This is a genomic window from Rhizobium sp. CRRU65 (assembly GCF_048551595.1).
GTDB lineage: Bacteria > Pseudomonadota > Alphaproteobacteria > Rhizobiales > Rhizobiaceae > Rhizobium > Rhizobium leguminosarum_J.
Genome location: NZ_JBLYZH010000016.1, coordinates 102409 through 123661 on the forward strand (window position 1 = coordinate 102409; position 21253 = coordinate 123661).

General features: G+C 54.5%; 19 protein-coding genes and 4 pseudogenes. 15 read left to right on the forward strand and 8 right to left on the reverse strand.

Annotated features, from left to right (window positions below):
• The first annotated feature begins 77 nt into the window (after positions 1 to 77).
• Positions 78 to 1253 carry an acyltransferase family protein gene (locus tag ACM5SV_RS27555; protein WP_222017661.1) on the forward strand — a complete coding sequence of 392 codons (1176 nt, stop codon included), beginning with the start codon at positions 78 to 80 and terminating at the stop codon, positions 1251 to 1253.
• On the opposite strand, the gene ACM5SV_RS27560 is transcribed toward ACM5SV_RS27555, so the two are convergent.
• Entirely contained in the window at positions 1189 to 1674 is a 486-nt protein-coding gene (locus ACM5SV_RS27560; protein WP_409936801.1) for a lysozyme, read from the reverse strand. The two genes, ACM5SV_RS27555 and ACM5SV_RS27560, sit on opposite strands and share 65 nt — an antisense overlap.
• A 68-nt stretch (positions 1675 to 1742) precedes the next feature.
• On the opposite strand from ACM5SV_RS27560, the gene ACM5SV_RS27565 reads away from it, so the two are divergent.
• The 3 genes from ACM5SV_RS27565 to ACM5SV_RS27575 all read left to right on the forward strand — a co-directional run bounded on the left by ACM5SV_RS27565 (position 1743) and on the right by ACM5SV_RS27575 (position 6917).
• Entirely contained in the window at positions 1743 to 2453 is a 711-nt protein-coding gene (locus ACM5SV_RS27565) for a class I SAM-dependent methyltransferase (RefSeq protein ID WP_222017665.1), read from the forward strand.
• Between the two features lie 397 nt (positions 2454 to 2850).
• Positions 2851 to 4689 (forward strand): hypothetical protein, encoded by a 1839-nt coding sequence (locus ACM5SV_RS27570; RefSeq protein WP_222017667.1) that lies wholly within the window; start codon positions 2851 to 2853, stop codon positions 4687 to 4689.
• A gap of 182 nt (positions 4690 to 4871) precedes the next feature.
• Entirely contained in the window at positions 4872 to 6917 is a 2046-nt protein-coding gene (locus ACM5SV_RS27575) for a thiol-disulfide oxidoreductase DCC family protein (RefSeq protein ID WP_222017668.1), read from the forward strand.
• A 297-nt stretch (positions 6918 to 7214) separates the two neighbouring features.
• Here the strand turns inward: ACM5SV_RS27575 and ACM5SV_RS27580 are convergent.
• Positions 7215 to 7382, reverse strand: a pseudogene (locus tag ACM5SV_RS27580) (transposase); the annotation flags it as partial.
• A gap of 342 nt (positions 7383 to 7724) precedes the next feature.
• On the opposite strand from ACM5SV_RS27580, the gene ACM5SV_RS27585 reads away from it, so the two are divergent.
• The 9 genes from ACM5SV_RS27585 (at position 7725) to rffA (ending at position 14958) form a co-directional block, all read left to right on the forward strand.
• Positions 7725 to 8417, forward strand: a complete 693-nt coding sequence (locus ACM5SV_RS27585; RefSeq protein WP_222017670.1) for a WbqC family protein — start codon at positions 7725 to 7727, stop codon at positions 8415 to 8417.
• Positions 8414 to 9340 carry a glycosyltransferase family 2 protein gene (locus ACM5SV_RS27590; protein WP_222017672.1) on the forward strand — a complete coding sequence of 309 codons (927 nt, stop codon included), beginning with the start codon at positions 8414 to 8416 and terminating at the stop codon, positions 9338 to 9340. The genes ACM5SV_RS27585 and ACM5SV_RS27590 overlap by 4 nt, the downstream gene beginning before the upstream one ends.
• The gene (locus tag ACM5SV_RS27595; RefSeq protein ID WP_222017674.1) at positions 9324 to 9953 is read left to right on the forward strand and encodes a class I SAM-dependent methyltransferase; all 630 of its coding nucleotides are present in this window, start codon (positions 9324 to 9326) and stop codon (positions 9951 to 9953) included. The genes ACM5SV_RS27590 and ACM5SV_RS27595 overlap by 17 nt, the downstream gene beginning before the upstream one ends.
• Positions 9954 to 9955: 2 nt before the next feature.
• The gene (locus ACM5SV_RS27600; RefSeq protein WP_222017676.1) at positions 9956 to 10621 is read left to right on the forward strand and encodes an acetyltransferase; all 666 of its coding nucleotides are present in this window, start codon (positions 9956 to 9958) and stop codon (positions 10619 to 10621) included.
• The gene (locus ACM5SV_RS27605) at positions 10618 to 11559 is read left to right on the forward strand and encodes a hypothetical protein (RefSeq protein WP_419425454.1); all 942 of its coding nucleotides are present in this window, start codon (positions 10618 to 10620) and stop codon (positions 11557 to 11559) included. Before ACM5SV_RS27600 ends, ACM5SV_RS27605 begins: the two co-directional genes overlap by 4 nt.
• A 10-nt stretch (positions 11560 to 11569) precedes the next feature.
• The gene (locus ACM5SV_RS27610) at positions 11570 to 11956 is read left to right on the forward strand and encodes a GtrA family protein (RefSeq protein WP_246711488.1); all 387 of its coding nucleotides are present in this window, start codon (positions 11570 to 11572) and stop codon (positions 11954 to 11956) included.
• Positions 11953 to 12834, forward strand: coding sequence for a class I SAM-dependent methyltransferase (locus ACM5SV_RS27615; RefSeq protein ID WP_222017681.1), 882 nt, complete (start codon positions 11953 to 11955; stop codon positions 12832 to 12834). The genes ACM5SV_RS27610 and ACM5SV_RS27615 overlap by 4 nt, the downstream gene beginning before the upstream one ends.
• 92 nt (positions 12835 to 12926) lie before the next feature.
• Positions 12927 to 13820, forward strand: a complete 894-nt coding sequence (rfbA, locus tag ACM5SV_RS27620; RefSeq protein ID WP_164578185.1) for a glucose-1-phosphate thymidylyltransferase RfbA — start codon at positions 12927 to 12929, stop codon at positions 13818 to 13820.
• Positions 13810 to 14958 (forward strand): dTDP-4-amino-4,6-dideoxygalactose transaminase, encoded by a 1149-nt coding sequence (gene rffA / locus ACM5SV_RS27625; RefSeq protein WP_222017683.1) that lies wholly within the window; start codon positions 13810 to 13812, stop codon positions 14956 to 14958. Before rfbA ends, rffA begins: the two co-directional genes overlap by 11 nt.
• Before the next feature lie 112 nt (positions 14959 to 15070).
• On the opposite strand, the gene ACM5SV_RS27630 is transcribed toward rffA, so the two are convergent.
• A complete protein-coding gene (locus ACM5SV_RS27630; protein WP_222017685.1) occupies positions 15071 to 16390 on the reverse strand; it encodes a hypothetical protein in 1320 nt (439 codons plus the stop codon).
• Positions 16391 to 16557: 167 nt separating this feature from the next.
• On the opposite strand from ACM5SV_RS27630, the pseudogene ACM5SV_RS27635 reads away from it, so the two are divergent.
• A pseudogene (locus ACM5SV_RS27635) lies at positions 16558 to 16794 on the forward strand (IS66 family transposase); the annotation flags it as partial.
• A 63-nt stretch (positions 16795 to 16857) separates the two neighbouring features.
• On the opposite strand, the gene ACM5SV_RS27640 reads toward ACM5SV_RS27635, so the two are convergent.
• Together ACM5SV_RS27640 and ACM5SV_RS27645 are read right to left on the reverse strand one after the other, a co-directional pair.
• Positions 16858 to 17199 (reverse strand): hypothetical protein, encoded by a 342-nt coding sequence (locus ACM5SV_RS27640; RefSeq protein WP_222017770.1) that lies wholly within the window; start codon positions 17197 to 17199, stop codon positions 16858 to 16860.
• A gap of 2 nt (positions 17200 to 17201) precedes the next feature.
• Complete coding sequence (locus tag ACM5SV_RS27645) at positions 17202 to 18524, reverse strand: hypothetical protein (protein ID WP_260690418.1); 1323 nt, start codon at positions 18522 to 18524, stop codon at positions 17202 to 17204.
• Positions 18525 to 18592: 68 nt separating this feature from the next.
• Here ACM5SV_RS27645 and ACM5SV_RS27650 point away from each other — a divergent pair, with 68 nt between their 5' ends.
• Positions 18593 to 18961, forward strand: a complete 369-nt coding sequence (locus ACM5SV_RS27650) for a hypothetical protein (RefSeq protein ID WP_260690419.1) — start codon at positions 18593 to 18595, stop codon at positions 18959 to 18961.
• Positions 18962 to 19415: 454 nt separating this feature from the next.
• Here ACM5SV_RS27650 and ACM5SV_RS27655 read toward each other — a convergent pair.
• The 3 genes and pseudogenes from ACM5SV_RS27655 to ACM5SV_RS27665 all read right to left on the reverse strand — a co-directional run.
• A pseudogene (locus tag ACM5SV_RS27655) lies at positions 19416 to 20116 on the reverse strand (tail fiber domain-containing protein); the annotation flags it as partial.
• Positions 20109 to 20813: pseudogene (locus ACM5SV_RS27660) on the reverse strand (terminase); the annotation flags it as partial. The pseudogenes ACM5SV_RS27660 and ACM5SV_RS27655, both read right to left, overlap by 8 nt.
• Complete coding sequence (locus ACM5SV_RS27665; protein WP_222017687.1) at positions 20779 to 21252, reverse strand: terminase small subunit protein; 474 nt, start codon at positions 21250 to 21252, stop codon at positions 20779 to 20781. The gene ACM5SV_RS27665 and the pseudogene ACM5SV_RS27660, both read right to left, overlap by 35 nt.
• Position 21253: the final 1 nt, after the last annotated feature.

The window sequence follows — 21253 nt, forward strand, 5'->3', positions numbered from 1 at the left end:
GACGTAGACGTTGTTCCGGCTGGATGGTAATTACCCGTCACCCGTTATGGGTGCAAAGGCCAAAGAGAACAGCACAAATGAACGGAACAGAGTGGGTTAAGGCCGGCAACCACTTGCCGGAACTGGACGGCATTCGCGGGGCTGCGGTTCTAATGGTGGTCCTGCTGCACACGTTGTTCGGCATCATGGCGCCGGAATTTCAATACCAAGTTCCCAGACCCCTTTACGGTTTCTTCTTTGGCGGCGGGGGTGGTGTTGACTTGTTCTTCGTCTTGTCTGGCTTCTTGATCGGCGGGATACTCGTAGACCACCGGGACGCCGAAAATTATTTCAAGGTATTTTGGATAAGGCGAGCAGCCAGAATCCTTCCGGTTTACCTGCTTCTGATGGTGACTTATGTCGTCGCCAAGCACATCGGGCAGACAGACGGCGCCCCGTGGTTCCACGCCTTCCTTATGGTGGACCAGTTGCCCACATGGGCGTACCTGACTTTCACACAAAACTACTTCATGGCCGCAGAGAATACAGGCGGGGCGCGCTGGGTTGGGATCACATGGTCCCTAGCGGTCGAGGAGCAGTTTTACCTAGTCTTCCCGTTCGTTGTTTTCTTTCTTCCAAAGAAGTCCGTGATGAAAATCGCGCTTGCCATTCTGATCTTGGCTCCCATCCTTCGCGGCTACCTTTGGGAGCACTATGGATTTTATGTGGGGTACTTCCCTACGCCTGCCCGAGCTGATGGGCTGATGTTCGGCGTCCTTGCTGCCTACCTCATTCGCAGTCCCAAGCTGCAATGGCTGGCCGATCGCCGGATTATTCTGGATATTCTCGCAGGAGTGGCGATCTATACCCTTATGTGGCCGCCCCTGTGGATAGGCGCTTCTGCCCCGTTCAGCCTTCGATCCGCTCTCTTTGCCTACGCCATCGTGCGGATTTTCATCACTGACGGTATTTACCGCAAAATCTTGCGCTCGCGCTTCATGGTATTCATGGGCCTGATTTCTTACTCGTTCTACATGTACCACCAGGCGATCAACGGGCTGTTCCACGGATATTTTCTCAACCAAGTCCCGAGGATCGAAAACTGGTCGGGCGTGGCCGTAGGAGTATCCGTTCTGCTCGTCTCAGGCACCCTCGCCACCCTTTCCACAAGGTACTTCGAGAAGCCGTTCCGGGATTTAGGGAAACGCTTCAAATATCGCCTGCTAGAAAGCAAGAACAAGCCGGTAGATGGCGCCTCAGTAGCTCACGCTTAGGCCGGCGAGTTCTACGGGCAGAGAACTGCATCGAGCAACCTCGCTGCGATGATGGAGCAACGGCAGTACGTGCTTGCCCGCTAGGGCCAGACCACTGCCGCCGCGGAAGCCACGCGCATTCAACTTCTTGAGCAGCGTGGACTTTGCAAAAGCTGTTCCACCGATGTTGAAGACCAGCGTTGAGCGGGACCTTGACGGCCTTGTTGATCGTGGCTTCGACATCACCCAGGTCACGCGTGACGATCTGGTCGGATTCTGCCGCGGTGATCTTCAGGCCCTTCTTCACGGCCGGCGGACCGGCTGCAGTCGTGTGCCCTACCCCGATCCAGAGCCCGACGCCGTCGAGGTAGGCGATAAGCTTATTGCCTTCACGCTGCGCAATAGCCTTGCGGCCCGCAGCGCTGGTGCGCATCGAGGTCATGGGAGGCTCCAGATTGTGGGATTTCACTTTGTGGTGTATCGAGTTCCCTGATTGCTTAGGGAGGCGAGATGAGCACCAATACCGAACTCATGGACATGTACGAGGACTACTACGCGGATGGCGCGGTAGCGGAGAAGCGGGCCATTGCCGCGAGGCAGTCTCTCGGGCACATCCTCAAAGTCGCGCCTGGTCGTACCTACGACAAGGTGATCGACATTGGTGCGGGTGAAGGTGCTGTCCTGTACGAGCTGAGCGCCTCTGGTATCGCCACGAGCCTGGCGGCCGTCGAGATATCCAAGTCTGGCATTGACGCCATAAGAGCCCGCAAGCTGCCGTCTCTAAGCGCTGTCGACCAATTCGACGGCTACAAGATCCCTCACCCGGACAAAGCCTTTGATCTCGCGCTTGCCATTCATGTCCTTGAACATGTCGAGCATGAGCGGATGTTTCTGTACGAAGCCAAGCGGGTGAGCAAAAAGCTCTATATCGAGGTGCCGCTCGAACTGACGAAGGATCTCGACAAGTCGATCCGAATGTCTGGCCCATATGGGCATATCAATTTCTACACACCCGGCTCTTTCGAGAACCTGTTAAAAACCTGCGGCTTCAAGGTCGAGAGCCTGATGGTATTCCCCCATGACATTGAATATGAGCAATACCTTTCCGGGAAGGCAAAGGGCTGGCTTAAGTATCAGATCCGGCAGAATTTCCTGAAATTGGCTCCGAAGACTGCTGCGCGGAACATGGTGTATATGGCCGGCGCTCTCTGCTCCGCCTAGAGGATGTGGATTTCCGATATATAGGCGCACGCATAGTTCAGATGCCCGATAGCGTGCGGGTGGATTCCGTCCACATCGCAATCCGTCGTGGCGTTGTAGAAGTTGTTCACCGGGACAGAGCGAACCGGGAACCCGGCACTTGCCTATTCGTCCACAACACCGTCGATGATCAGAGCAAGCACGGCGACCCGGGGGAGCGAGACGCGTGGGCTGAATCAGTTGGTTCCCAATTTGCAGCTTACATCAAATTGGGGAGGTGAAAAAAAGCTAGCTTGGACCTCACCATGAAAAAGCAGTTTTATATCACGTGGAAAGTGATCTAAGACGACTTTAACCACAACCGTGACAGGGTCGCGTAATCCAAGGCGATCCAGAAATAAGCAGCGAGCAGTCCAAGATGGCGCTGAGTGAGAATTATAAAAGCGCCCCCGTCGCAGGCTCCAGTCACGCGATGACTGGCCTGACGCTAGCAGCAACAATATTGATCCTCGGCTGGGTGCTCAAATATAGCTCCTACGGGATCGAGTTCACCGATGAAGGCTTTCATCTGGTGTCGATATCTAACCCGTTCATCTATGATTTTTCGATCACGCAGTTCGGATTTGTGTATCATCCTCTGTATGTTTTGCTCGGCGGGGACATTGCGGCATTAAGGCAGGCCAACATACTCGTCACATTCGCTTTGGCTGGGGGGCTGGCACATACACTTCTCGTGGCAGTCGCACCCGAATCAAGAGCGAATGATGTCGTCCTGTGCGCTGCCGCGGCTGGACTGGCAACTAGTGTTTTTGCCCTGTTCGACTCGTGGCTTCTAACGCCGAGCTATTATAGCTTGGCACTTCAGTCTTTGCTGGTGACGAGCATCGGTATGCTCATGCTTGAACGAGCATGGAACTGGCGGAGCGTTGCAGGCTCGATGTTGATCGGCGCAGGTGGCTGGCTGGCCATCATGGCCAAGCCAAGCACTGCAGGCGCACTGGCTGTGGGCACCCTAGTCTACCTGATCGTTTCCAAAAAGTTCCAGCTGCGTCTGCTCTTACTTGCCATCACCAGTGCGGTCGTCCCACTTCTGCTCAGCGCATTCATAATCGATGGCTCCCTTCGGAAGTTTGTGGAACGGCTACAGCTAGGACTTGAGTTTGGACACTATCTCGGTGGCGGCCACACATTCACCGAACTTTTGCGCATCGATAGTTTCTGGCTGAACGGCAAAGATAAACTACTTACCCTACTCGTATTCCTAGCAACGTTTATTGCCGTCTGGGGTTTCTTGTCGCGACGATCCGTGAGCGTGATTATATCCCTGATCGCAGCGGTCAGCCTCTTCCTCGTGACGGCGCTCCTCGTATTTGGCCAGATCCCTAAGGTTGCAGAGCTGGGGCAGTTTCAAGGGTTGTCATTTTTCGGCGTCGTCTATGCTGCAGCGCTCGCAGGCCTAGCCTTTGGCAGGCCGAGACCATTCAAGGGCTTATCGGTGGCGCACTGGAGCATCGCGTGTCTCTTTTTGATAACCCCGCATATGTATGCCTTTGGGACAAACGTTAATTATTGGGAAAGTGGGATACAAGCGGGTTTTTTTTGGCTGCTGGCCGGCATTGTACTAGTTAGCCCAATTGCTCGTGAACGATCAAATTGGTCGTTTTTGTTACCCCTCGTCCTTGCCGCCCAAGCGGTGACGGCGACACTTCTTCAGACAGCACTAGAGCAACCGTTTCGCCAACCTCAATCGCTCAAGCTCAACGATGCCCCCATAAACCTTGGGCCTCATCGATCTGAATTGATACTATCGAAGGCGTATGCTTCCTATATTTCGGATGCGGTTATGGCTGCTAAAAACAGCGGTTTCAAACCAGGCGATCCCGTCATCGATCTATCTGGTCAATCTCCAACGCTCCTGTACGCCATGGGCGCCGAAAGCATCGGAGCCGCTTGGATGATTGGCGGCTACACCGGCAGCCTGAAATATGCGACCGCAGTGATGGGCCGTGTGTCGTGTGAAAAACTCGCCGCAGCTTGGGTTCTGGTGGAGGCAACAGGCCCTCGCAGCATTCCGACAGAACTCATGGCCGACATGGGAGCAATGTTTCCGCAAAACTACAAGCATGCGGGAACGTGGAGCACCGCTGATGGTGCGGGCGGTTACATCACAAGCCGGGTTCAGGAGCTTTATCGGCCGACAAACCCCGCGGACACTCTGAAAGCGTGCAAGGCACTGCGAGATAAGGATGCGGAATGAAGAAAGTTGCGATAGTCCAGTCAAATTACATCCCTTGGAAGTCGTGCCTTGAGCTTCGCTCGATTCTAAAGTAAGCGTTCGCTTGGATAGAGGTCATAGAAGCAGGAGGCGTTAAGCTCCAGGGCGCTGAACGGTACGCCCCTAATGAGACTTAGCGAAGAAATCGAAGGCGACGGTTGGGCATGGTTGATGCGACGGATATATCAGCGGGCGTGGAATCCCTTTCAAACGTGCGCCGCAGCAAAGGGATCCTCGTAACCAGCCTGATATTCATCATTGCTCTTTCCCTGGTCGCTCTTACCGGAACTTGGGACTGGTTCGAGAATCGCTTTTTCGGCTTTTTCCCGCTGCTGATCGGTTTGTTCGTATTCGGTATCCACCCCGTAGTTAGAGTGAAGGCCGCAGTCGTCCTAAGTGGTCTTGCGGATTGGCTCGCTAGACGCGGGGCCTTCGTATCAAATCCAGAGGAGGAAGCACCGAAATTCGCGCTGATCCGAATAGTATTTGGGCTCTTCATGATCGAGCGCGCCTTCTGGGTGATCTCCTATCTTGAGCCTTCGGATTGGGGGCAGCCATCGATTTGGTTGACTGCCATGATGGGATTGCTCTGCGGCGTCTTGGTGACAGCGGGTCTGCTGACGCAGTACACTCTCGTGTACCTGATCGTTTTTCAGTGGCAGATGGGAGACACACTGCTCCGCACAGCCACATTGGGAAACTGGATCGCAGCGATGCTTTCAGTGCTTCTGATTTTCGCAAACGCCGGAGCGAATTTTTCGCTGGACCGGCTGCTTATGAAAAGAGGCACGTTCGCGTGCAAGGTCATCTCAGCGTTCTACTATGACAACGGTTTACCAAGCGAATCCGGGCTGCAGCTCGCAAAGTTGATGACGCTCGCCTGTTACTGGTGCGTGTGCCTGTACTCGCTTTCGATCCATTTGGCCGAGCCTGCCTGGATGTCAGGTTCGGCTGGCCCACTGCTGCTCACCAATAACTTCATGTCCAGATATTCGAGTGAGTTTAGCTGGCTGCTCTCGCAAGGCCCGATCCCGGTTTTCCTGGCGCGCGTATCACTCTGGGCGATGTTGCCGTGGTATCTTCTGCTGCTTCCGTTTGTGCTTCTCGGCGGAGTGTTTCGCAAATATGTGATCATGTGGGGCGTGCTGTTCTTCGGGCTGAGCCTATTCATCCTCCAGCTCGGGTGGCTAGCCCAATTCGAGTTCCTGTTCTTGGCCGCCTTGTTTTGGACCAAGACATTCATCAGTGGCGCAAACAGGCTGCAGGTGGCGTACGATGACCGCTGCAACCTGTGCGATAGAACGGTGACGTTCGTAAAGGCCGTCGATCTCTTCAGGCGAGTCCACCTTAAGCCGTTGTCCAAGAACATTCCTTGGCTTATCGAAGTCGGCATCGATCCAGATGATGCACGAAAGGACCTTTACGCTGTCGACGTCAGCAGCGGGAATGCCGTCAAGGGTTACGAGTTCTATGTGCTTTTATCGAAGCACGTGTTCCTTTTGCTGCCGCTTCATCCGTTGCTCATAGTCGGTCGATATTTGGGCGGACCGGCAGTGTACAGGTTCGTTGCCGAGCGTCGGACGAGGATGTTCGGCGTCTGTGAAATCCCTACGCCAAAGCCAGAGTATACGCTGTTGCCAACGGGCCAGATGGTCCACAAGGACATCGTCCCGGGTGATCCGATCTCCACCGTCTTCTGTCATGTAATGATTTTGCTGGCATGCTTTGTTATCTCGCTTCCTCTGCCGTACTTGGTGAAGAACTCTCCGACGGTCCTGCGGAAAATCCAGAGATCCGTTGCGGCGCCGACGAACGCAGCTGGTATCTACGGGGTCGGTCCAATCGACGTGTTTAATTCTACCGATCTTCGGATGGCTGAGAACTGGTTTACCCTCAGCAAGAAAACCAAGGACGGTCTCGAACAACTTCTTCCGATATTCTCGGAGGATGGGAAACGTCTCGCAGCTCACAGATCGGACCGGGTCTATTTTGGGCACACTTTGGCGTTCAGGCGGGGGGTAATAGGGAAGGACGGCTGCCAATTTGAAGCGTTTCGCCAGCAGGTCAGCTACTTGGTCGAAAACGAACACTTAAGCGGTGACACTCTGATTTATCGCCAGTACGTAGAGCCGCTACCCAGCGTGGATTTGCTATTGCGGGGTCAATATATGGCAAGCGAGAGACGACTGGTTTGCGAAGTGGCGTTCTAGCGGAACGGTCAACGTCTGCTCGGGGCGACGGTCCATATAATCGTCCTGCATCAGGACTGGGAGGTAAGTTTGCCTGTCCTGAACCGTTTTTGTGCTTGACTGCGCTGTCGCGCGTTTTGCCGGACAGATTTCGATGGAAGACATAAGGCTCGAACAGCGTCTTCGGTCGGCCTTGTTTATCGACCCTGGTTTTGCTGCTTCGACCTCCATGAAATGAGATTCCTGTCAACCTTAGAAAATGGACCGAGACCCACGCGACGATGAGGTGCTCCCCGAATCTGGGCCAGCGGGAGCTGGAAGCCGCTTCATCTCAGGCGGCATCAGACCTGCGTATTTTTTGCGCCAATTGTAGAACGTCGCGTCCGAAATTCCTGCCTTGCGGCAGACCTCGCCGATCGGCGTGCCACCCTCTGCCTGCTTCAACACGAATGCGATCTGCGCTTCCGAAAACTTCGAGGCCTTCATCGAATTCTCCTCTTCTTCCCATCGGGGGTCATAAGTGGAAAATTCCAGTTCCAAACGGCCTAATTTAACGGGGGCACGTCAACCATTGGAAGGAGTATCAGCGATGACGCGCCGCTGGTCTTCCGGCGCGCGCCCCGGAAGACCAGCGGCCGCAGCACCCGGGGAAGATTCAAACGGCGCTATTGGGGAGCATAGCTCCGGTACTGACAGCAGTTAGGTACTTGGCGAACAGCTGCAGGCGCAGGCGTCTATGTTGCCAGCCGTACTCAAGAGCTTTACAAACCGACGGCGCCGAGTGAGGCTTTGAACGCCTGCCGCGCCATTCGAGCGAAGGAAAATGAAGTGAAGAAGGTGGCTATCGTCCAGTCAAACTATATCCCGTGGAAGGGCTATTTCGACATGATCGCTGCCGTGGATGAGTTTATACTCTACGACGACATGCAATATACGCGACGTGATTGGCGCAATCGGAATCAGATCAAGACGCCTCAAGGAATTCAATGGCTCACGGTCCCCGTTCAGGTAAAGGGCAAGTACCACCAGAAAATCCGAGAAACTGAGATAGAAGGCACAGAATGGGCGAACGCCCATTGGAAGAATCTGATCCAGAACTATCGTCGTGCCCCATACTTTGAGGAAATCGCTGTGTGGCTGGAGCCTGTTTACCTAAATGAACCGCCAAGTCACCTTTCGCCGCTCAATCGCCGATTCATCGAAGCAATCTGCAATTATCTCTCAATCCAAACTGCAATTTCCAATTCATGGGACTACACTTTAGTGGAAGGAAAGACAGAGCGTCTGGCTGCGCTTTGTGCTCAAGCGGGTGGCACGGAGTACGTATCTGGCCCCGCGGCAAAAGACTATGTAGATGAGGAAGTCTTCAAAGAACGAGGAATAGAGCTCACCTGGTTCGACTATGCTGGCTATCCTGAATACCCCCAACTCTGGGCGGGATTTACTCATGGAGTGACCATCCTGGATCTTCTCTTTAATTGCGGAAAAGACGCCCACCATTACATGAGATACGTAAAATGAAGCTTTCCATAGTCGCAACCCTTTATCAGTCTGCCCTCTACATCAATGAATTTCACTCGCGGGCCAGCACAGTCGCTCAGCGGTTGGTTGGTGACGACCATGAAATCGTTCTTATTAATGACGGCTCTCCGGATGACAGTCTAGAACTCGCTATTAAGCTCAGCAAAAAGGACCCCCACGTTGTCGTTGTTGATCTCTCCCGGAATTTTGGCCACCACAAGGCTATGATGACCGGCTTAGCGCATGCTAGAGGTGAGTGTGTTTTTTTGCTCGATAGCGATCTTGAAGAAGAGCCAGAGTGGCTCTTGGATTTTTCCAGGCAGATGGGACAGGAATCTTGCGACGTGGTCTACGGAGTTCAGGAGCGGAGAAAAGGCAATTGGTTTGAACGCTGGACTGGTCAGTGGTTTTACCAATTGTTCAAAGTGTTGACCGGATTTGCACTTCCCCAAAATGTTGTCACTGCACGCCTGATGACGAAACGGTTCGTAGAAGCACTTCTTATGCATCAGGAACGGGAAGTGTTTATGGCAGGACTTTGGCATATTACTGGATTTGTACAGTCTCCTCATCGGGTTAAAAAGCACAACACAAGCAAAACAACTTACACGTTCCGAAAAAAAATGTCGAATTTAGTGAACTCTGTAACTTCCTTCAGCAACGCGCCATTGGTTAGTATATTTTATATCGGCATTTCAATTTCTTTATTTGCAATTTTTTACATAGTATACCTTATCGCGCAGAGACTATTCTGGGCTGCCCCGTTGAGTGGATGGACTTCCGTAATGGCATCTATCTGGTTGCTCGGGGGCATGGTTATCTCGTTTATCGGTGTGGTCGGGATCTATCTAGCAAAGATCTTTTCGGAAACTAAGCAGCGCCCCTATACAATTGTGAGAGATATTTATGGCCAGAACCAGTGACGGCATCCTGAAGGATGTGGCAAATTATTACGCAGGGCGGATTGCTGAACATGGCCAAACCCCAGCAGGTGTGGACTGGAACAGCCAAGCGGGCCAGGTCATGCGTTTCAATCAACTTCTCAAGGTGGTCGATTCTTCGCAACCATATTCTATCGCCGATATAGGATGCGGATATGGAGCTTTGCTTGACCACCTCTCGCAGTTGGGACACACCACCCGGTACATAGGTGTCGACATTGCCCTGCCCATGATTGAAGTAGCGCGTTCGCGCATTGCCGCGTCGCCTGAGGTTACGTTTAGGTTGGGTAACTCGCCAGGTGAGGTCGTCGACTATTCCATAGCGTCCGGGATTTTCAATGTGCGGCTGGATCGGACTGACGAGGAGTGGCTTGCGTATCTGGTGGAAACACTGGACATGATGAACATATCCAGCGGGGCAGGTTTTTCTTTCAATTGTCTAACATCCTATTCTGATGCAGACCGGATGCGGGGTGATCTTTTTTACGCCAACCCGCTGGACTTATTCGATCTTTGCAAGCGGCGCTATTCACGGCAGGTAGCTTTGTTACATGACTATGAGCTATACGAGTTTACGATGATCGTGAGGAAGTAGCTATGATACGGAAGCTCGTCATTTTTGGGACAGGTGAAATTGCCCAACTCGCGCATTACTATTTCGAAAATGACAGCGATTATGATGTGGTCGCGTTCACTGTGGACGAAGCTTATTTGACTGATCGAGAGTTTTGTGGCCTGCCGGTCGTTGCCTTCGAAAACGCCGCTGATCGCTATCCCCCGGCCGACCATGCCCTTTTCGTCGCACTCAGCTACTCCAAGCTAAATCAAATCCGCAAGCAGAAGTTCGAGGCCGGGCTGGCTCTCGGTTACGACCTGGCAAGCTATATCAGTTCTAGCGCAACAGTCCTCAACGAGCATTCCGTCGGACGTAATTGTTTTATTCTTGAAGACAATACCATTCAACCATTTTCGCATATTGGTGATAATGTCACGTTGTGGAGCGGTAACCATATCGGTCATCATTCGGATATTGGAAGTCACACGTTTATTTCCTCGCATGTGGTGGTATCCGGCGGGGTCAGGATTGGCGAGCAATGTTTCATAGGGGTCAATGCCACGCTTCGCGATCATGTTAGTATCGGGGCAAGATGCGTTATCGGTGCCGCAGCGCTCATAATGTCCGATGCCGAGGCTGATGGAGTCTACGTATCTAGCACCACTGAACGCTCGCGTGTTCCCAGCTCAAAACTGCGCAAGATATGACCGGCACATGGATCAAAACCGGCCTGCTCTTCAAGCCGTCCGGCGTTCACCCCAAGCTGAGGAGTCACGCTGCGAACCCGCTCGCACTTCACCTCGAACGTGACACGTGCAGGGTGTTTTTTAGCGGGCGTGACAGCGAGAATCGTTCCTCTGTGGGCGCCGTTGATATCAATCTCTTGACGCGAGAAGTCGTGCACGAACACAAGCAGCCCTTTCTGATCCACGGCCCTGACGGCAGTTTCTTTGAAGCGGGTATCAGCATCGGTAACTGTTATTATGCGGGTCCGCAGCGCTATATGCTATTCATGGGATGGCAGAGGCCCCCGGGAGGGCACTGGCGAGGCGATATAGGCCGCATAAAGGTTCGACCCGATCTAACGCTTGAACTGGACGCCGACGTAGCGTTTATGGCCTCGGATGAGGAGGATTCAGTCAGTCTTTCCTATCCATGGGTTGAAAAGACAGATAGTGGAACGTTCAGGATGTGGTACGGGTCTACCGTAACCTGGGACGCGGGCAACGGCGAAATGCTCCATGTTATCAAGTCTGCAAGTTCAAGGGATGGCCATATATGGCACAAGGAAGGTACGGCAATTCCCTATGAAATAGGGAAGGCGCAAGCCTTCTCCAGGCCCACGGTTCTCATTGATGCAGTGTGTGGTTACCGGATGTGGTTCTCTTACCGCAGCGGTCAAGGCGAAGCTTATCGGATCGGGTATTCTGAAAGCCGAGACGGAATCGCGTGGATCTTGAAATTAGACCAAGCGGGTATAGACGTTTCCGAAAACGGCTGGGACAGCACGATGATCGAGTACCCTTACGTGTTTCGACACGGGGACAATACATATATGCTATACAATGGCGATAGTTTCGGGAAAACGGGTTTTGGCTTGGCCGTTCTGGACGACAATAAGGTGGAGAGGTCTGATTCTATCTAAAAGTAGTATATTGCAGCTGGCCCGTTTTGGATTTATCGGCTTATTGACGAACGGCTTCGGATATATCCTGTACCTCACGGTCACCTTTGCTGGGATTCCACCAAAGTTGGCAATGACTATACTTTATTTGCTCGGAGTTGTTATGAGCTTTGCTGCCAATCGGCGGTGGGTTTTCATTCAGGCTGCGGAGCAGCAGAGCGCCCTAGTCCGATATGGAATCATCTATGGCGTTGGTTACGCGCTGAACTACAGCATCCTCTACGTGTTTGTGGATAGGCTCCATTACGCTCACTTTTATGTGCAAGCATTTGGTATAGTTGCTGTGGCCGCATTCGTATATGCGGCGTGCAGCATTTATGCCTTCCCTTCCACCAGCAAGAGAAAACAAAATCCGTGAGCTCCCGTTGTTTGGGTTGTGGAACTAAATTCGACAGCGAAGCCGGCAGGCCTCATTGCCCCGCTTGCCGTTGGGAGCCTGAGGAAATAGGCGGAATTGCAGCTTACGCTCCACAGTTTGCTAACCAAGGAGGTGGATTTGAGGCTTCTTATTTCAAAGTTTTGTCGGAATTAGAGGCCACAAATTTCTGGTTCCGGTCCCGAAACGATCTTATCCTCTGGGCTTTGCGCAAGTACCATTCCAAATTCTGCTCTTTTCTGGAAATTGGCTGTGGAACGGGTTTTGTTCTTTCCGGCGTCACCGGGAAATATCCAGAAGCTGAGATTTTCGGAAGCGAGATATTTATCGAGGGTCTGCGATTCGCTTCTGAGAGATTGCCTAATGCACGACTCATGCAAATGGATGCCCGGGCAATTCCATTCGCGGAGGAATTTGATGCCATCGGCGCATTTGATGTTCTTGAGCACATCGAGGAAGATGAAACCGTCCTGCAGCAAATGCACGCCGCGCTGAAGCCTAAAGGTACGCTGCTGGTGACTGTTCCGCAGCATCCATGGCTGTGGAGTCCCCTTGACGATTACGCTCACCATTGCCGTCGGTACACGGCCAGCGAATTGAACAGGAAAGTTACTGCCGCGGGCTTCACCATCCTTCGCAACACCTCCTTCGTCTCGTTCCTGCTGCCGGCGATGCTTGCTTCGCGTTTAATGAGCCGAAATAAATCGGTTGACGAGATCGACGTTCGAACCGAGATGCAACTCCCAAGCCTGCTCAATAACGCTTTCAGATGGATATTGCGTGCGGAAAACGCTCTCATCGGAACTGGTTTGGATTTCCCTTTGGGTGGTTCGCGACTGCTCGTCGCCAGAAAGAGGTGAGGCTGATGTTGTCCCTTTCCCTTTTGTCGAGTGGAAGGGCATTCATCTAACGGACGCCGATCGCGGCGAGGCTATCGTGTGGGGAGACATGAATGAAAGCGATTGTTCTTGCTGGCGGCGCGGGGTCGCGCCTGTATCCTCTGACGCAAGTCTCCAGTAAGCAGCTCCAGGCTGTTTTCGACAAACCTATGATCTATTACCCTCTGACCGTCCTGATTGCTTCGGGTGTCAAGGAACTCTGCATCATATCAACGCCAGCAGACATACCTCGATACCAGCAACTGCTCCGAAACGGCGAACAATGGGGAGTGGCGATCCAGTACCGCGAGCAACCAAGGCCTGAAGGAATTGCGCAGGCATTTTTGATCGCCTCCGATTTCGTCGGTTCCGATGATGTCATCCTGATGCTAGGTGACAACATTTTTTCCGGCGGGGACGATTTTCCCCGAGCGGTATCAAGTTTTACGGGGGGTGCGACGATATTTGCTTACCATGTCAAGGATCCAGAACGCTACGGCGTTGTGGAATTCGACAGAAACGGCAAAGCGATTTCCATTGAAGAGAAACCCAGCCACCCAAAAAGCAATTTTGCAGTACCCGGGGTGTATATCTACGACAACAGTGTGCTGGAGATTGCAAGAGCGATCAAGCCGTCCGCGCGCGGCGAACTGGAGATTACCGCTGTCAATCTGGAATACCTTGAACGCGGCCAATTACAGGTGCGACGCCTGAGCCGTGGCTTCGCCTGGCTTGACGCCGGAACCAGCACTGCTCTGCATGAGGCGTCTAGCTATATCGAAGCGATCGAACGAAGACAGGGCGTAAAAATTGGTTGCCCGGAAGAGGCTGCTCTCGTAAGAGGCTTCCTCAGTATTGAGCAATTCGAAGGCCTGATAACTCGCATGCCAAAATGCGAATACAGCGAATACCTGCACAGTGTCTCCGAGGAATGGCACAGACTTCAAGGGGGAAGCAGTGAGCAATAAAATAGAATTCAACCGTCCTTTCATGACAGGGAAGGAACTCTATTACATTGCCGAAGCAAAGTTTGGAAACATGCTTGCCGGAGACGGCCCATTTACCAAAAGATGTCATGAGTGGCTTGAGCAAACAAGCGGCTGCAACAAGTCGCTACTAACTCACTCATGCACTGCGGCGCTCGAAATGGCGGCTCTGCTTCTCGACATTCAGCCGGGTGACGAGATCATAATGCCATCATACACTTTCGTCTCGACTGCAAACGCCTTCGTCCTGCGCGGCGGTGTCCCGGTATTCGTCGACATCCGTGAAGACACTCTGAATCTAGATGAAAGCTTGATTGAAGCGGCGATCACCCCGCGCACTCGCGCTATAGTCCCAGTTCATTACGCGGGCGTTGCATGCGAAATGGACACCATTATGCGCATCGCCAAACAACACGGTCTCAAGGTCGTAGAGGACGCGGCACAGGGCGTGATGGCCGCATATAAAGGGCGCCCGCTCGGCAGCATCGGCGATCTCGCGGCATACAGTTTTCACGAGACCAAGAATGTCATTTCTGGCGAAGGCGGAGCGCTATTGGTCAATGATCCTGCGCTGGCTCTGCGGGCCGAAATCATCCGTGAAAAAGGCACTGATCGCAGTCGTTTCTTCCGGGGTGAAGTTGACAAGTACACTTGGCAGGAAGTGGGCTCGTCCTTCCTGCCGGGGGAGTTGATCGCGGCCTTCTTGTGGGCGCAACTCGAAGAGTCAAAGCGCATTACAAAAGACCGTCTGGCGATCTGGCATTATTATCACGCGATCCTTGAGCCGCTCGAAACCAAGGGGCTGCTCCGTCGCCCTATCGTGCCTGATGATTGCCAGCATAATGCCCACATGTACTATGTACTGCTGCCGGAAGAGAGAGACCGTCAAAAGGTACTAGGTGAGCTGAAAAGCAACGGCATTTCGTCAGTCTTCCATTACGTCCCTCTTCATTCCTCGCCCGCAGGAAGACGATACGCTCGGATGTCAGGCGAGTTGCCGGTAACGACTTCGCGGTCAGAGCGTCTGATACGCTTGCCCTTGTGGGTAGGCCTGACGTTCGAGCAACAGAACCGCGTTGCGGCAGTTCTGGCTGACGCGCTGGAAGGATGGGCGGCGTAGTTTGTCATCCGCGCCTAACCTCAGCCCAAAATTCCGCGAACGAGCGGCTGTTCCTTACAGAGGCTGGATACGCAAGCTGCCATCCAGAGCTTAGGGCGCAGCACGACCCCTATCAGATGATCAAGTGGCCATCAGCCGCTCTCGCCTGTGCTGAGATCGTCGCGCCGCACAGGAAGAATAGCGTATAGTTCAATACGAGCCCACCGGAGAGAAACGCCGCCCCGAAGATCAGCAGATACATGCCGGCGATTGAAAGCGCCCCTGGCGATGTTTGCCATTGCAGGAGAATGCGCCAGAACGGAAACACGAGCACCAAGCCGAGTAACACGACGGCGATCATGCCGCCTTCATACCCCGCCTCAAGGATCCAGTTGTGCGGATAGATCTCGCCATCGTGCGGGGCCAGCAGCCAGCCCGGATAGACGCCTGTCAGATCAAGCGAGAAAGATCCGAGACCATGCCCGAAAGCGATCGTCGCCGGGCTGGAAAGCCAACCTTTGAACGCGAAGTCAAACAAGGTGCGGCGTGACCATGTGCGATGGTCGGCGCCATCTCCCGTGTCGAATGCACCGGCGGCGTTATAAGGGTTATGATCGTCGGTCTTCGGCCGAAAGATAGCGCCTTGCTCGTAACGCTCAGTCTCGCCTTCCATTCGCTGGACGACAGAGAGATTGCGTCCAATCGGCGCGTAGAACACGCCAACCACGAGCGCCGCCGACAGGCTGAAGAATATCACGGCATTCACCATCCCTTTGGTCCGGAACACGAGCACCGTAAACACGACTGGCAGCAGGAAAAAGATCGTCCTCGACCCGAGCTCGGCGAGCAGAAGAGTGACCGCCAGGCCGGTCACCAGCGCGATCGCGCGCACCCTGGTCAGCAGCCACACGAACACGGGAATAGCGCCCAACGCGACGCCATAAGCCACCAGCTGATAATAGCTGTAGTAGGGCACCCTGCCTGGGATTTGCGGAATGCCGAGAACATCTCGAAAGTCATCACCATCCCAAAGTGAACCGTAGTGGATCCACGCAATAGGTAGAGCAAGCAACAACGTGCCGCCAGAGATCAGCGCCACCACAACGATGCCGGCCGGTCGCCGCCCCGCCAGGACACCTGCCGCGAAGAACGGCGCCGCAGTCAGAACGAACTGATACAGATAGCGGATGTCGAATTCGAGAGTGCGGAAAACAAAATAGCCGGCCACAGTATAAAGACAGTAGACGGCCAGGATCGTTGTCGGTAGCAGGATGCTTCGATAGTCGCGAAAAGCCATCAGAGCGAACGGGGCGGAGAGAAGAATAAGTCCAGCAACCCAAAGTCGGCTTCCCGAAAACTGGTACCATTTCAGAAAATAGAGATAGTTGAAAAAGACTAGTGTCGTAATGGAAAGCGAGAATAAAATTCCCGCTCTTGATCTGATGCCGTCCATGCCTCGCCTCTCAGTTGCGAGACTAATTGCGCAGCAGCATGAACTTGTCACCCCCAATTGAGGATGTGTAACAAATTTTTTTAACTGTGCCCCATCATTCGAGTTTAGGGCGATGGGGTCGGCCACGATGGTCAGGGCACAGCCCGTGGTTTACGCCGGCTGCACGACAAGTCGATGGATATGCCGCTTATAACAAGCTCGTCCGGAAAGATGGAAGCAATGGCAGCGCCATCCTGGCCGGCTGTTGGTCGCACAGCCCGAGAAAGTTCTACGAGTTGCATGTCGCAAAGAGCTCGAAGGTCGCTACAGACACCGTCGAGAGTATGGCGAGGTTATGGGAGATCGAGGAGTGTGTGCGCTGTCAATCGGCGTCCAAAATTTGCACACCGGAACACATACATATTACGGCGGCGAGGACAACGTGGGAGCGGAACACCGGTTACATTCGAGACGCCTGTTCTCGTCACCTAAGAATGAGAAGCGCCGCGGCCGCCACCCATGAATGCAGAAGACAGGAAGGCATTCATGGGTGGAGCGATGCAGGCAAGGGCATCGGCCGCCCCTGCTCTGATATCGTTGAGCGGGCCATCCCAGATGACAAGCTTGGACCTTGAGCCATACGGCAGGTATAGATTCCCCTGTTCTGTGATGCTCCTGACGCCAGTCCCGCCAACCGCCTCGTTGTCGAGCGCGCCGCCAATCCAATTGTTGACGCGGTTGGTATAGCCACCACCGGCTGAAGGATTTGCCCCGGACGCGATGCTGTTTCCGAAAACCAGAAGGCCGCAGCCGTATGGGACAGAGATCATGATTACCGTCCCGCGCGCGCGCGAATGCAGGTTCTGCGGCTGTCAACGTCGCCATACCATGTCCCCGTTCCGCTGTTGACGAGCCCGAGCAAGGTCACATAGTGGTAGCCTTCCGAAAGACCGCTTTTCAGAGCCGTGCACGAAAACGGCACTGTGTCAGTGCTAGAGAGGACGGCTTGCGATCCATTTGGTTCTGACGTGGTCCCGTCAAACCCGAGAGACGAGTTGTTTCGTCCATTCGCCGCGCCGTTGATGATTGAGCCTACCGAAGTGGCATCAAACAATTCGCCTGACCAAAGAAGCGTCTCGCAACGAATTTCTGAATTAAGCTCAACGGCAGAAGTGCTCGCTGTAGCCCGGTTTGCCGTGAAGTTGTTGAATAACGACACACCGAGATCGTTATACCAAGACCGAACGAAGCGCTGTTTTGCCGTGTCAGACCATGCTGGGCCAGTGACAGGACGGCCCATACCGACAAGCGTGCGGCTCGCATCGCCGGTTTTGATCTGGACCCCGGTCGTCGCGTCAGTCGTATATGCTGTCGTTGACCCCTCCAGCGTCATCGTGCCTGAATTCATATAGGCGTAGATGTGATAGAGTGTGGAAGGCGTTAGGCCCGCAGCAGCGAGGGTGATGCCGGCGCTTGGGATGACCTCAGACGCGCCGCCGATCGTCAGGCGCCGACCATTGAAGCGGGAAAGCAGCAGATTGCCGCCAGAGAGCGCGAGGCGGCATTCACTATGCGTGTCGTCCGATGTGACAAAGGCGAAGAACGCCGAGCCGCTGCAAATGATGAAGCACTTCGATCCATTGGGGACGCGAAGGGTCAGGGCGCCATTGATTGTTTCGGATGCATTCGGGTCGATCGTCACGTCTCCACCATCTGCCATGATGGTGTAATGCCAGTTGGCCCCGAGCGTGGCAGCAGCGGTCAACGTAAGCGTGGCGGCGGCTGTAAAGCGATGCACAGTGTTATCATCGGACGCAAGAGCCAGATAGTCAGCGGACTTTGCCGCATAGACCATGGCCTTATCGAAGGTCATGTCGACACCGTTCTGTGCGAACCCGAGAAGGCCGCCGCCCTTCAGATAGAGGCCCGTCTGCGTTACCGAGGCGAAGCCGACCCCCGGCGCCGAAACCGTTCCGCTGGCGGCCTTGAGGGGTGCGATCATCGGCGCAGAGCCGTCACGCGGCAGCGAATTGGTGATTTCGTTACCGAGGTCGGTGGTCAGCGCGTTCCACGGCGCCGGGTCGATGACCTGGCCGACGGAAGGTGTCGTGCCGGCGGGCTTAGAATAGACGCCGGTTGATGGGTTTCTGGGCATTCACCTTCTCCAAAAGAAAAGCCCCGCGATTTGCGAGGCCATTGTGGTGATGTTGCGACGGCGGGTGCATGGGCGGCCGGCTGTTGATCGAAACGCCTAATACTGACGGTTGGGACAGGCGGCTCTTCGCGCGCGGTGCGTGGGGCGGGTATTATTTCCCGCGCCACTTGAACCTTTACAGTTTTGAGCGATTGGCTGAACTCCTGCACAGAGTGGGGTTGGCCGTTGAATCTCAACGCAATCTTCCCGCTCCATTGATCTGGATTTACTCCCTCCAAGGAGCTGTGCAGGCGCGTTTCGGCTGGAAGAGCTCCTTGACGAAGATTTTCGGCGTCAAAAATATACCTTTGATTGCTGCCTTTGCTTTTCTTGATATCGCCGCCATCGCAATGAGGTTTAAAACGTCAAACCAACAGGCAATATCGAGGAAGGTATAGCTGGTGATTTCTGTTACCAGCCACCACCGCCATTTCGTCCGCCGGCTCTAAGAAGCGCGCGCGTAAGAGCAGCCTTCGCGCCGGCTTTACGACCACCTTCGGTCCCGGCTTTCGCCGGCATAACTCGCCCTTTTAAGGCATCTAAACCGAATACTTTCAAAGCCTCTTCAGCCGCGTCATGAACGGCGCGCTCGGCTCGGTTGCTAAAACCACCTTCCTCCGACCCGAAACCTTCAATACCAGCGGCCGCAATGTCGCCTATTATAGGCCCCGGCCCATAGGCAGCGGCAGAGCCTGCCTTTCCGAGGAGCTGCAGCGCTTGGGAAATATAGGGGTGCCTGTCATCGAAGGCTTTATCTGCCCCGCGCTGCCTAGCGAGTGCGTTGTCATACCGCTCTCCTAACGTTCGGCCGGGCAGATCCGGAATCCAACTATCAGGCAGCAGCGGGTCGATAGCCCAGCCGCCAAGCAGCGACGAGCCGAGTCCGAACAGACCGCCCATCGCCGCATTCGACTTAGCTAGCTGCTGATTGTACTGGCCCATCTGCTGATTGAAATTCTCATTGATCAGCCCAGCCTGATCCACAGTGGGAAGTTGCGTCGTCGGCGTGTTGACATAGCTCGGCTGGTGGACCTGCGAGCCCGACATCAGCGCCGAAATCTCGTTCAGCGGCTGGTTTCGCTCGGTCAGGATCGAGTTCTGGGCATTCGAATACATGTCGCCCAGATACTGGTCGGATGCGGCCTGCTTTCGCGTCGAAAAATCGCGCAGCGCATTGTCATAGGCGGCCGAGCCCATCGAGATGCCCTTGTCGGCCAGGCTCTGGTCGAGGCTCGCCTGATCGCGATCCCACTGGTTGTTGAAGCCGGACTGCCAGTGATCGTTGACGTATCTGTCGACATTGCCGGCGCTGAGATCGACATTGGTGCCCAACACGCCCGAAATCTTGCCGGTCTGGTCGTTGGCGAGCCTGGCAAGGCCGAGCTGCGTCTGCTGCGTCTGGTCGTAGATCGCCTGGTTCTCGGGCGAATAGGTCTGATAGGCCGAATAGGTCGGCAGCCGATAGGTCTTGCCGTTCTGGTCGGTCATCGTCTGGTAGCCACCTTGTATTCCAGCGAACCATCCGGCGTGTACTGATTGGTGTGGCTGAGGCGCGATCGCATATTGCGGCTCCTTCCACCAGGAGAAGAAATGGAACTTGAAGTCCAGCTCGGTCAGCTCTAGCGCCTGGCGCTGCTTAACCTGGCCATCTTCGCAGAGCGTGTAGAAATGCCCTTCCTGGCCCTCCGCCGTGCTTTCGACGAAGACCAGCTGGCCGGCCTGGACCGTATTCAAAGCGCCGGTGCGGACTTCCCTCGCCTTGTCAGGATATTTCGCGCAGAGCTTTCCATATTCGGAGATATGAAGATATTGCAGTGTTCCCGAGCGCAGCGAGGTTCCGACGCGGATGCTCGAATTGTTGCCCAGCAGCAGTTCGGTCTGGTTGGCTCTGACGACCGGCACGGCGTTGCGGATACCGTCGGGCAGATTGTCATAAGGGTATTTGATCTTGTCCCGGAAGATCGTCTGCACGTCGCCCAGCGTATGGGCGATCGTGCCGGCGCGGATATCCCTGTTGAAGACGCAGGCATCGAGCATGAAGATCTGAATGAAGGTCGTCAGACCCAGCTGGCGGGCCTTCAGCAGCACATTCAGATAATGCATCTGCTCGAAAAAGGTCATCTGCGTCCAGTTCATCTCGAACCTGACGCGTTTGCCCGATTTGTCGGTGATCCAATAGAGGTTGTTGAGCCGCCAGCGCCAGTCGGAAAACTGGTCAACGGCCGTTTGGAAGTCCGCGCGTCTTGCCATTGATATCTTCCAGCAACTGCGAAACCTCGCCGGTGACGACGCCCTGGTCGGGCTCGACCTTGGAACCGTATTTCTTCGGCTTCAGCTTCTCGGCGACCCACTGACGGGTGGCGATGCGGAGCTGCGAACGCCTTATGGCCTCGCCGTTCTCCTGCCAGCCGGTGGTCTCGCCGCTCGCATTCTTCTTTTCGATCCAGTCGTCTGCGCGATCATCGGCAATCTCGACCATCTCGTCGACAAAACCATCCGCCTGAATCTCGCGCGCTAGGGCGTATTTGGCCCGAAAACCGGCCTTGTCGTCATCGGCGAGCCAGGAGAGCACGCTCGACATCGCCGGCATCCCTTCATCCCGGCAGATCGACCGGAGGCTTTCCCTGTCGGCGATACGCTCGCAAATCCTGTCGGCAATCGCCTGGGTGAACTTGATGGGTCTGCCCATG

Excerpts from the sequence above, each read along its gene's own strand:
- ACM5SV_RS27665 (WP_222017687.1), bottom strand. The coding sequence starts at position 21,252 with ATGGGCAGACCCATCAAGTTCACCCAGGCGATTGCCGACAGGATTTGC.
- ACM5SV_RS27590 (WP_222017672.1), top strand. The coding sequence starts at position 8,414 with ATGAAGCTTTCCATAGTCGCAACCCTTTATCAGTCTGCCCTCTACATC.
- rfbA (WP_164578185.1), top strand. The coding sequence starts at position 12,927 with ATGAAAGCGATTGTTCTTGCTGGCGGCGCGGGGTCGCGCCTGTATCCT.
- ACM5SV_RS27600 (WP_222017676.1), top strand. The coding sequence starts at position 9,956 with ATGATACGGAAGCTCGTCATTTTTGGGACAGGTGAAATTGCCCAACTC.
- ACM5SV_RS27565 (WP_222017665.1), top strand. The coding sequence starts at position 1,743 with ATGAGCACCAATACCGAACTCATGGACATGTACGAGGACTACTACGCG.
- ACM5SV_RS27640 (WP_222017770.1), bottom strand. The coding sequence starts at position 17,199 with ATGATCTCTGTCCCATACGGCTGCGGCCTTCTGGTTTTCGGAAACAGC.
- ACM5SV_RS27560 (WP_409936801.1), bottom strand. The coding sequence starts at position 1,674 with ATGACCTCGATGCGCACCAGCGCTGCGGGCCGCAAGGCTATTGCGCAG.
- ACM5SV_RS27645 (WP_260690418.1), bottom strand. The coding sequence starts at position 18,524 with ATGCCCAGAAACCCATCAACCGGCGTCTATTCTAAGCCCGCCGGCACG.
- ACM5SV_RS27595 (WP_222017674.1), top strand. The coding sequence starts at position 9,324 with ATGGCCAGAACCAGTGACGGCATCCTGAAGGATGTGGCAAATTATTAC.
- ACM5SV_RS27650 (WP_260690419.1), top strand. The coding sequence starts at position 18,593 with ATGGGCGGCCGGCTGTTGATCGAAACGCCTAATACTGACGGTTGGGAC.
- ACM5SV_RS27570 (WP_222017667.1), top strand. The coding sequence starts at position 2,851 with ATGGCGCTGAGTGAGAATTATAAAAGCGCCCCCGTCGCAGGCTCCAGT.
- ACM5SV_RS27630 (WP_222017685.1), bottom strand. The coding sequence starts at position 16,390 with ATGGACGGCATCAGATCAAGAGCGGGAATTTTATTCTCGCTTTCCATT.
- ACM5SV_RS27575 (WP_222017668.1), top strand. The coding sequence starts at position 4,872 with ATGGTTGATGCGACGGATATATCAGCGGGCGTGGAATCCCTTTCAAAC.
- ACM5SV_RS27555 (WP_222017661.1), top strand. The coding sequence starts at position 78 with ATGAACGGAACAGAGTGGGTTAAGGCCGGCAACCACTTGCCGGAACTG.
- ACM5SV_RS27605 (WP_419425454.1), top strand. The coding sequence starts at position 10,618 with ATGACCGGCACATGGATCAAAACCGGCCTGCTCTTCAAGCCGTCCGGC.